Source organism: Pseudomonas sp. JQ36, assembly GCF_053851495.1.
Genome location: NZ_CM132642.1, coordinates 3,105,597 through 3,115,869, shown reverse-complemented (window position 1 = coordinate 3,115,869; position 10,273 = coordinate 3,105,597). Strand labels below are relative to the sequence as shown.

At 60.5% G+C, this 10,273-nt stretch carries 9 protein-coding genes; 7 read left to right on the top strand and 2 right to left on the bottom strand.

Features of this window, described 5'->3' with window-relative positions; translation table 11 throughout:
• Window positions 1–172: 172 nt before the first annotated feature.
• Window positions 173–3,412 (bottom strand): ribonuclease E, encoded by a 3,240-nt coding sequence (gene rne / locus ACS4NR_RS13925; protein WP_456017700.1) that lies wholly within the window; start codon window positions 3,410–3,412, stop codon window positions 173–175.
• Window positions 3,413–4,111: 699 nt separating this feature from the next.
• Here rne and rluC point away from each other — a divergent pair.
• From rluC to sppA, 3 genes are read left to right on the top strand one after another with little or no spacing between them, the layout of a single operon-like run.
• Window positions 4,112–5,074, top strand: a complete 963-nt coding sequence (rluC, locus tag ACS4NR_RS13920; protein ID WP_007950779.1) for a 23S rRNA pseudouridine(955/2504/2580) synthase RluC — start codon at window positions 4,112–4,114, stop codon at window positions 5,072–5,074.
• Window positions 5,061–5,723, top strand: coding sequence for an HAD-IA family hydrolase (locus ACS4NR_RS13915; protein ID WP_027612351.1), 663 nt, complete (start codon window positions 5,061–5,063; stop codon window positions 5,721–5,723). The genes rluC and ACS4NR_RS13915 overlap by 14 nt, the downstream gene beginning before the upstream one ends.
• A gap of 24 nt (window positions 5,724–5,747) precedes the next feature.
• Window positions 5,748–6,737, top strand: a complete 990-nt coding sequence (sppA, locus tag ACS4NR_RS13910) for a signal peptide peptidase SppA (RefSeq protein ID WP_456017699.1) — start codon at window positions 5,748–5,750, stop codon at window positions 6,735–6,737.
• A gap of 33 nt (window positions 6,738–6,770) precedes the next feature.
• On the opposite strand, the gene ACS4NR_RS13905 is transcribed toward sppA, so the two are convergent.
• Window positions 6,771–7,349: a Maf family protein gene (locus ACS4NR_RS13905; protein WP_095137204.1), complete on the bottom strand. Its 579-nt coding sequence runs from the start codon at window positions 7,347–7,349 to the stop codon at window positions 6,771–6,773.
• A gap of 105 nt (window positions 7,350–7,454) precedes the next feature.
• On the opposite strand from ACS4NR_RS13905, the gene ACS4NR_RS13900 reads away from it, so the two are divergent.
• From ACS4NR_RS13900 to fabD, 4 genes are all read left to right on the top strand, one after another.
• A complete protein-coding gene (locus ACS4NR_RS13900) occupies window positions 7,455–7,982 on the top strand; it encodes a YceD family protein (RefSeq protein ID WP_003204262.1) in 528 nt (175 codons plus the stop codon).
• Window positions 7,983–7,995: 13 nt separating this feature from the next.
• Window positions 7,996–8,178 carry a 50S ribosomal protein L32 gene (gene rpmF / locus ACS4NR_RS13895; protein ID WP_003179396.1) on the top strand — a complete coding sequence of 61 codons (183 nt, stop codon included), beginning with the start codon at window positions 7,996–7,998 and terminating at the stop codon, window positions 8,176–8,178.
• Window positions 8,179–8,182: 4 nt separating this feature from the next.
• Window positions 8,183–9,193 (top strand): phosphate acyltransferase PlsX, encoded by a 1,011-nt coding sequence (gene plsX, locus ACS4NR_RS13890; protein ID WP_456017698.1) that lies wholly within the window; start codon window positions 8,183–8,185, stop codon window positions 9,191–9,193.
• Between the two features lie 125 nt (window positions 9,194–9,318).
• A complete protein-coding gene (gene fabD, locus ACS4NR_RS13885) occupies window positions 9,319–10,257 on the top strand; it encodes an ACP S-malonyltransferase (RefSeq protein WP_456017697.1) in 939 nt (312 codons plus the stop codon).
• Window positions 10,258–10,273: the final 16 nt, after the last annotated feature.

The following is a 10,273-nucleotide window of genomic DNA, read 5'->3' as shown; positions in this document are numbered from 1 at the left end:
TGTAGGAGTGAGCCTGCTCGCGATAGCGGTGGGTCAGTGTCATTTGTGGTAGCTGATACCCCGCTATCGCGAGCAGGCTCACTCCTACAAGGAGTCGGGGTGATGCTTGAACTGGAGGCATGAAAAAGCCCCGCCTGATTGCTCAGGCGGGGCTTTTTATTGGCTTTCGGAATCAGACGAGCGGTTTAGGCTCGTGCTGTTTTTCCTCGGTCGCCTGGTGATGCTCGACCGCGTCCTGAACGGAGCGTGGTGCTTCGGCGATCACCGACTCAACAACGGCCTCCTCAGTCACCGCAGCAACTTCGACCACTTCAGCCGCCGGAGCGGCAGCGGCAGCCAGTTCGGCTTCCTTTTGCAGGCGCTCGGCTTCACGCTTGCGGCGACGCACTTCACGCGGGTCGTTTGGCGCACGGCCGTTTGGCGTCAGGGCGCTGACCGGAGCGGCTTCAACCACTGGAGCAGGGGCTTCAGCAACGACTGGCGCTTCGACCACCGGTGCTTCAACGACAGGCGCTGGAGCAGGTTCGCTCACTTCAACCACTGGCTCGGCAGTCTTGGCTTCTTCAACCACTGGGGCCGCAACGACTGGCGCTGGCGTTTCAGCGACGGCAGGCTCGGCAACCCAGTTGAACGCGGTCTGTTCTTCGCGAACTTCACGCACGGTTTCGGTCACGGTTTCAGCGACGGTTTCAGCAGCCGGCTCTGCGGCCAAAATTGGCGCTTCAACGGCAGGTTCTGCAGCGGCTTCAACCTGAGGCAGAGTTTCTTGAACCGGTGCCACTTCGACTTCCGGAGCAGCAACCACTTCCACTGGGGTAGTGGCTTCAACAACCGGCGCTTCCACTGGAGCGGTTTCCTGAACGGCGGCGGTAGCGCGTTCGGCTTGCTCGTGAGCCTGTGCTTCGGCTGGAGCGCTGATCACGCTGCTGGCAACAGCGGCGGTCACGGCCAGGCCGGCAGCCAGATCGGCAGCGTTTGGTGCTGGTTCAGCGTTTTCGCCGGACTCGGATTCTTCCGAACCTTCGATCACGTTGCCGTTGGCATCACGCTGACGCTCGCGACGGTTGCTGCGACGACGCTGACCACGGGAGCGACGACGTGGACGATCGCCTTCGGCGTTGTCCTGACCGTCTTCCGGCAGTTGCTCTTCGTTGCTGTTCACTTCTTCTTCGGCGACGGCAGCAGCGGCCTGCTCGGCACGCGGTTGACGCTCTTCACGCGGCGGACGCGGTGCGCGCTCTTCGCGTGGCTGACGGGCTGGACGCTCTTCTGCGACCACAGCGGCAGCGGCAGCTGCTACGGGTGCAGCCGGAGCGGCGTCCAGTGGCTCGCGCAGTTCACGAACACGCTCTTCGCGCTCGCCACGTGGCTTGCGGTCTTCACGTGGCGCACGTGGTGCACGTTCTTCACGCGGAGCGCGTGGTGCGCGTTCTTCGCGGGCGGCTGGCGCTTCGCTGCGGGCTTCACGCGGCTCGCGAACTTCACGGGCTTCACGTGGCTGACGCTCTTCACGCGGTTCGCGTGGGGCGCGTTCTTCACGCGGTGCACGTTCTTCGCGCGGCTTGCGCTCTTCATCGCGGCGACCGTTACGGTTGCGGCTCTGCTGACGACCGTTGCGACGCTCTTCGTTGCGGGCCGGACGCTCGGTAGCCGGTTTTTCAACGACGACCGGAGCGGCTGGCTCTTCTTTGGTGGCGAACAGGCTGACCAGCGACTTCACCAGGCCCTTGAACAGGCTTGGCTCTGGCGCGGCAACCGGAGCCGGTGCAGCAGCGGCAGGCGCGGCGACTTCGGTCGGCACCGGCGCATTGGCACGGGCCGGCGCAGTCTTGACCGCAGCTTCCTGGCGAACCAGGGTGCGGGTCGCAGCGGCTGGCTGGACTTCTTCGACTTCGGCAGCGGCAGCAGCGATTTCGTAGCTGGACTGGTTGGTCGCAGCTTCCGGGCTGTCATCACGCAGGCGCTGAACTTCGAAGTGCGGGGTTTCCAGGTGATCGTTCGGCAGAATGACGATACGGGCACGGGTGCGCAGTTCGATCTTGGTGATCGAGTTGCGTTTTTCGTTGAGCAGGAACGCGGCGACCGGGATCGGCACCTGAGCGCGCACTTCGGCAGTGCGGTCTTTCAGGGCTTCTTCTTCGATCAGACGCAGGATTGCCAGCGACAGCGATTCAACGTCACGGATGATGCCGGTGCCGTTGCAACGCGGGCAGACGATGCCGCTGCTTTCGCCCAGGGATGGACGCAGGCGCTGACGGGACATTTCCAGCAGGCCGAAGCGCGAGATGCGGCCGATCTGCACGCGAGCGCGGTCGGCTTCCAGGCATTCGCGGACTTTCTCTTCCACGGCGCGCTGGTTCTTGGCAGGGGTCATGTCGATGAAGTCGATGACGATCAGGCCGCCGATGTCGCGCAGGCGCAACTGACGGGCGATTTCTTCGGCGGCTTCAAGGTTGGTCTGCAGAGCGGTTTCTTCGATGTCGCTGCCTTTGGTGGCGCGCGCCGAGTTGATGTCGATGGACACCAGGGCTTCGGTCGGATCGATGACGATGGAGCCGCCGGAAGGCAGTTCGACGACGCGCTGGAAAGCGGTCTCGATCTGGCTTTCGATCTGGAAACGGTTGAACAGCGGCACGCTGTCTTCGTACAGCTTGATCTTGCTGGCGTACTGCGGCATCACCTGGCGGATGAAGGTCAGGGCTTCGTCCTGGGCTTCAACGCTGTCGATCAGCACTTCGCCGATGTCCTGGCGCAGGTAATCGCGGATGGCGCGGATGATCACGTTGCTTTCCTGATAGATCAGGAATGGCGCGGAGCGATCCAGCGAGGCTTCTTTGATAGCGGTCCACAGTTGCAGCAGGTAGTCGAGGTCCCACTGCATTTCTTCGCTGCTGCGGCCCAGGCCGGCAGTGCGCACGATCAGACCCATGTCGGCGGGTGCAACCAGGCCGTTCAGCGCTTCACGCAGTTCGTTGCGCTCTTCGCCTTCGATGCGACGGGAGATACCGCCGGCACGCGGGTTGTTCGGCATCAGTACGAGGTAACGACCGGCCAGGCTGATGAAGGTGGTCAGGGCGGCGCCCTTGTTGCCACGTTCTTCTTTTTCGACCTGTACGATGACTTCCTGGCCTTCGCTCAGGACGTCCTTGATGTTGACGCGGCCTTCAGGGGCTTTCTTGAAGTATTCGCGGGAGATTTCTTTGAGGGGCAGGAAGCCGTGGCGCTCGGAGCCGAAATCGACAAAGGCAGCCTCAAGGCTTGGTTCGATGCGAGTGATACGGCCTTTGTAGATGTTGGCCTTCTTCTGCTCGCGTGCACCGGATTCGATGTCCAGGTCGTAGAGGCGTTGGCCATCTACCAGTGCAACACGCAACTCTTCGGGTTGAGTTGCGTTAATCAGCATTCTTTTCATGTAGTACCGTCGGTTTCCGGGCTGCCGGAAACGGCGTTCGGCACACACGACTTCTCACGGTCGGTGTCAGGTGCGTCGGGAGTGGTTGGCCATTCCCGTGTCCAGCGATGTCAGGCCAATTGGGCCGATATCGCGACGTACGCGTCCTGCTTGCTGTGGCTACTTAAGCACTCAGTCAGGAGGAGGAATCAACCAGCGGCTGTGGACGAGATGAAGCGTCTTGATAAAGCCTATTGCTACACAGTCCGGCGGTTGTGCATCTCCACCCTACACGTATCCCTGATAATTCGGGTGCTGCCGCGCGCAGAATCCGCAGCGGGTTGGCATTTACCGTGAGCTCCGAAAGGGGAGGTCACGCATCATGGCTAATTCAGGCGATGTTTCCGAAGTCTTCGCTCGGGGTCATCTGCAGCTGACTGCACTTTGTGAACTGGCCTCGAATATTTGCCTGTCAGGCGAGTGATAACTCTGCTCGACGGTGTAATTCAGGCCTCATGTCACCTGCGCTTGTTACAACTGCAAACTCCACCGTTACGTAGCGAAAGCCCCGTAGGACGGCCTCGCGTCCTGGTGAATTGCGTTGGTCAGGGCCGGTTTTTGACCGTGGTTCCGCTGTCCAGGCCGCTTTTGGCGGCGTTCGCGACTATAGCAGCAATGATTAAGTGCTTCAATTCCATAAAAATTGTTATCATCCGCGGCATGACAACTACTGCCCCTTCGACTCCAGGCGTTCAACTGCTTGAAGTCTCGCCGGAGTATGCCGGCCAACGAATCGACAATTTCCTGCTAGCCCGGCTCAAAGGCGTGCCCAAGACCTTGATTTACCGCATTTTGCGTAAGGGCGAAGTGCGCGTGAACAAGGGTCGGATCAAGCCCGAATACAAGCTGCAGGCCGGCGATATCGTGCGCGTGCCGCCGGTTCGTGTGCCTGAGCGCGACGAACCGGTGCCACTGGCCCAGGGCCTGTTGCAGCGTCTGGAAGCCTCGATCGTCTACGAAGACAAAGCCCTGATCGTGATCAACAAGCCCGCCGGCATTGCGGTTCACGGCGGCAGCGGCTTGAATTACGGCGTGATCGAAGCCTTTCGTCAGTTGCGTCCCGACGCCAAGGAGCTGGAGCTGGTTCACCGTCTCGACCGTGACACCTCCGGCCTGCTGATGATCGCCAAGAAGCGCAGCATGTTGCGGCACTTGCACGCCGCCTTGCGCGGTGACGGTGTCGACAAGCGTTACATGGCTCTGGTGCGCGGCAATTGGGCGACCTCGATCAAGCAAGTCCGTGCGGCGCTGGGCAAGAGCAATCTGCGCTCCGGCGAGCGCATGGTCGAGGTCGACGAGGAGGAGGGCAAGGAGTCGGTGACCGTGTTCAAGGTCCTGCGCCGCTTTGGCGACTTTGCCACCCTGATCGAAGCCAAGCCGATCACCGGCCGTACGCACCAGATCCGCGTCCACACCTTGCACGCCGGGCACTGCATTGCCGGTGACACCAAGTACGGCGATGACGGTTTCAGCAAGGAAATCCGTGATCTGGGCGGCAAGCGCCTGTTCCTGCACGCCTACATGCTGACCGTGCCGCTGCCCGATGGCGGTGAGCTGAAGTTGCAGGCGCCAGTGGATGAAATGTGGGCCAAGACCGTGGAGCGATTGAGTGCGCCCATCTGATTACAAACTGCTGATTTTCGATTGGGACGGCACCCTCGCCGATTCCATTGGTCGGATTGTCGAGGCGATGCATTCTGCGTCCGCGCGTTCCGGTTTCGAGTTGCGCGATGATTTTGCGGTCAAGGGCATCATCGGCCTGGGCTTGCCCGAGGCGATCCGCACCTTGTACCCGGACATCAGCGATGCCGAGATGACCTTGTTTCGAGAGTATTACGCCGATCACTACATCGCGGCAGAAGCCGTGCCTTCGCCGTTGTTCGAAGGCGTAGTCGAGTCGATGGCGTCGTTTCGCGAGCAGGGTTATCACTTGGCGGTTGCGACTGGCAAGAATCGTCGCGGACTGGATCGAGTGCTCAAGGCCAATGGCTGGGAAGATTATTTCGATATTACCCGCGCCGCTGACGAGACTGCGAGCAAGCCGCACCCGCTGATGCTCGAACAGATTCTCGCGCATTGTCGCGTGCGGCCCGAGCAGGCGCTGATGGTCGGTGATTCGTCCTTCGATCTGCTGATGGCGCGCAATGCGGGCATGGCGTCGGTGGCAGTCAGTTATGGCGCGCAGTCGATCGAGTCGCTGCAACAGTTCGAGCCGCGTCTGTCGATTGATCGTTTTAGTGAATTGCACGCCTGGCTTGGGCAGCAGGCTTAATACGTTTTTGCTGGGGTACCGCGCATGACCGACGAATGGAAAGCACCGGCCAAGGCAAGTGCCGACGACGGTAACGAGAAAAGCTGGAAGCTGCTGGAAAAGACGTTGCTGGCCAGTGTGCAGGAGCAGCGTCGCTCACGGCGCTGGGGGATTTTCTTCAAGCTGCTGACGTTTGTTTATCTGTTTGTTGCGCTGATCCTGTTCACGCCGCTGATGGACATGGAAAAGAGCGCCACTCGTGGGCCGAACTACACCGCGCTGATCGACGTCACCGGCATGATTGCCGACAAGGAGCCTGCGAGTGCTGACAACATTGTCGGCAGCCTGCGTGCGGCCTTCGAGGACAAAAAGGTCAAGGGCGTGATCCTGCGGATCAACAGTCCTGGCGGCAGTCCGGTGCAGTCGGGTTATGTGTATGACGAGATCAAGCGTCTGCGCGGCCTGCACCCGGATACCAAGGTGTACGCGGTGATTTCCGATCTCGGTGCGTCCGGTGCCTATTACATCGCCAGTGCGGCGGATCAGATCTATGCCGACAAGGCCAGTCTGGTCGGCTCCATCGGTGTAACGGCCGCCGGTTACGGTTTTGTCGGCACCATGGACAAGCTGGGCGTCGAGCGTCGCACTTATACCTCGGGCGAGCACAAGTCGTTTCTGGATCCGTTCCAGCCACAGAAGCCTGACGAGACTGCGTTCTGGCAGACCGTGCTGGATACCACGCACAAGCAGTTCATCAACAGCGTCAAGCAGGGTCGTGGCGATCGCCTGAAGGACAAGGAGCATCCGGAGTTGTTTTCCGGACTGGTCTGGTCGGGCGAGCAGGCGCTGCCGTTGGGCTTGATCGATGGCCTGGGCAATGCCAGCTCGGTGGCTCGGGATGTGATTGGCGAGAAAGAGCTGGTGGATTTCACCGTGCAGGAATCGCCGTTCGACCGCTTCTCGAAGAAGCTCGGTGCCAGCGTGGCTGAGCAGTTGGCGATGTGGATGGGTTTCCACGGGCCATCGTTGCGCTGATTCGTTGTAAAGATCAAAAGATCGCAGCCTGCGTTAAGGGATTTGCACGTCCTCAAGCAGCAGCATGTCGATCAGGCGAATCAGTGGCAGGCCGATCAGGCTGGTGGCGTCAGGTCCTTCGGTGGACTGGAACAGACTCACGCCCAAGCCTTCGGCCTTGAAGCTGCCAGCGCAATCGTAGGGCTGCTCCAGGCGCAGGTAGCGCTCGATGCGCGCTTCGTCGAGCTGGCGCATGTGCACGGTAAACGGCACGCAGTCGACCTGGCAGTGACCGGTCTGGCTGTTGAGAAGGGCCAGGCCGGTGAGGAAGGTCACGCTGGCGCCGCTGGCGGCCAGTAGCTGTTCGCGAGCCTTGTCAAAGGTGTGTGGCTTGCCGATGATCCGTTCGCCGAGTACCGCGACCTGGTCTGAGCCGATAATCAGATGAGCAGGGTGGCTGGCCGCCAGTGCGCGAGCTTTCTGTTCGGCGAGGCGCTTGACCAGTTCGATGGCGGATTCGCCCGGTTGGTGGCTTTCGTCGATATCCGGCGAGCTGCAGACGAACGGCAGGTGCAGGCGGGCGAGCAATTCCCGGCGATAGGTCGAGCTGGAAGCAAGTAATAAAGGCAGCATTGGCGTCTCCTGAGGCAGGTGCGAATTCTAGCGGAGGCACGCAAGTGACGGACAGGGCACAATTTCCTTTGACATGGGTGGGTGCATCCCTATAATGCTGCGCCTATGTTGAATGACCCGATTCCACCTCACGTTGACCCGCGCAAATTGGCTGACCGTGGCACCACCCTTCAAGGTGAACTGCTGCTGGCCGATTTGAAGAGACTCTGCGACCCGCTTTCCGACGATGTCGGTACGGTGCAGGCCAAATTCGTTTTTGAACGAGATGAACGTAAATCTGTGGTGATCCACAGCTTTATCGACACCGAAGTCAAAATGGTTTGCCAGCGTTGTCTTGAGCTGGTCACCCTGCCGATCCACAGCGAATGCAGTTACGCTGTAGTGAAGGAGGGTGCGAATACCCAGTCGTTACCGAAAGGTTATGACGTGCTGGAACTGGGCGAAGATCCATTGGATCTGCAGTCACTGATCGAGGAGGAGCTTTTGCTCGCCTTGCCCATTGTGCCTGCTCATCATCCGGAAGAATGCCAGCAGCCGGCGGGAGCAGATGAACCCGAACCGAGCGAGGACGAGGTAACGCGGTCCAACCCGTTCAGTGTATTGGCGCAGTTAAAGCGTGACCCAAACGTTTAGGAGTTAATCAATTATGGCTGTTCAGCAGAACAAAAAATCCCGCTCTGCCCGTGACATGCGCCGTTCGCACGACGCTCTCGAGGCTAGCACCCTGTCTGTAGAAAAAACCACTGGTGAAGTTCACCTGCGTCACCACGTATCGCCAGAAGGCGTATATCGTGGCCGTAAAGTGATCGACAAGGGCGCTGACGAGTAATCACTTGTCCGCTCAAGTCATCGCGATTGACGCAATGGGCGGGGACTTCGGTCCCCGCAGCATTGTTCAGGCCAGCCTTGCTTGCCTTTCTGCTACGCCCTCGCTGCACCTGACCCTCGTCGGTCAACCCTCCCTACTTGAAGAACTGATCAACGGCCAATCGGCTGCCGATCGCGCGCGCCTGACGATTGTCCCGGCGTCTGAAGTCATCACCATGGACGAAAAGCCGACCCAGGCCTTGCGTGGCAAGCTGGACTCGTCGATGCGTATCGCCCTGGAGCTGGTGCGTGACGGCAAGGCTCAGGCCTGTGTCAGCGCCGGCAATACCGGGGCGTTGATGGCGCTGTCGCGTTTCGTGCTCAAGACCTTGCCGGGTATTGATCGGCCGGCGATGGTGGCGGCGATTCCGACGCAGAAGGGCTACTGCCAGTTGCTCGATCTGGGTGCGAACGTCGATTGCAGCGCCGAGCATCTGTTGCAGTTTGCGGTGATGGGCTCGGTAGCGGCGCAGACGCTGGGCATCGCCCGGCCGCGTGTCGCGTTGCTGAATATCGGCACCGAAGACATCAAGGGCAATCAGCAGGTCAAGCTGGCGGCGACCTTGCTGCAGGCCGCGCGTGGCATCAACTACATCGGTTTTGTCGAGGGCGATGGCTTGTATCGCGGCGAGGCGGATGTGGTGGTTTGTGACGGTTTTGTCGGCAATATTCTGCTCAAGTCCAGCGAAGGCTTGGCGACGATGATCGCCGCGCGTATAGAAGCCTTGTTCAAGAAAAACTTTGCTTCCCGCGTGGTGGGTGCTTTGGCCTTGCCATTGATGAAACGCCTGCATGCTGATCTGGCGCCGGCGCGACATAACGGCGCTAGCTTCCTCGGCTTGCAGGGCATCGTGGTGAAAAGTCACGGTTCGGCCGGGGTTCAGGGCTTTCAGAGCGCGATTCAGCGCGCGCTGATCGAGATTCAGGAGAACCTGCCCGAGCGCCTCCACGGTCGTCTGGAGGATTTGTTGTCTTAGGCGTTTTCGTCGGACAATGCTTAAATGTGACCGCCCGGTTCAAAGGGCCATCCAACTGTCAGTTTCTTGCGTCCCTCTAGCGGGATGCCATTTTTCCGACGACAAGATCATTAGGGGCTTGTTACATGTCTGCTTCCCTCGCATTCGTCTTTCCAGGACAGGGTTCGCAGTCCCTCGGCATGCTCGCCGAGCTGGGCGCGAAACATCCGCTGATCCTCGAAACATTCAAAGAAGCCTCTGAGGCTCTGGGCTATGACCTGTGGGCACTGACCCAGCAGGGCCCGGAAGAACTGCTCAATCAAACCGACAAAACCCAGCCGGCCATTCTGACCGCCTCGATCGCCCTGTGGCGCCTGTGGCTGGCTGAAGGCGGCGCGCATCCGGCATTTGTTGCTGGTCACAGCCTGGGTGAATACAGCGCCCTGGTTGCTGCCGGCAGTCTGAGCCTGGCTGACGCGGTGAAGCTCGTTGAGCGCCGTGGCCAGCTGATGCAGGAAGCCGTTCCGGCCGGTCAGGGTGGCATGGCTGCGATCCTCGGTCTGGAAGACGCTGACGTGCTGGCAGCCTGCGCTGAAGCGGCGCAAGGCGAAGTGGTCGGTGCGGTGAACTTCAACTCGCCGGGTCAGGTAGTGATTGCCGGTGCCAAGGCTGCGGTTGAGCGTGCCATCGAGGGCTGCAAGGCCCGTGGCGCCAAGCGTGCCATGCCGTTGCCGGTGAGCGTGCCGTCGCACTGCGAGCTGATGCGTCCGGCTGCCGAGCGCTTTGCCGAATCCATCGCCGCCATCAACTGGCAGGCGCCGCAGATCCCGGTAGTACAGAACGTCAGCGCGCAAGTGCCGGCCGATCTGGAAACCCTCAAGCGCGATCTGCTTGAACAACTGTACAAGCCCGTTCGCTGGGTTGAATCGGTTCAGACGCTGGCTGCCAAAGGCGCGACCAATCTGATCGAATGCGGCCCGGGCAAAGTCCTGGCCGGTCTGAACAAGCGTTGCGCCGAAGGCGTTTCGACTTCCAACCTCAATACCCCAGACGCTTTCGCTGCCGCCCGCGCAGCGTTGGCCTGAATCAGGAGAAACTTGC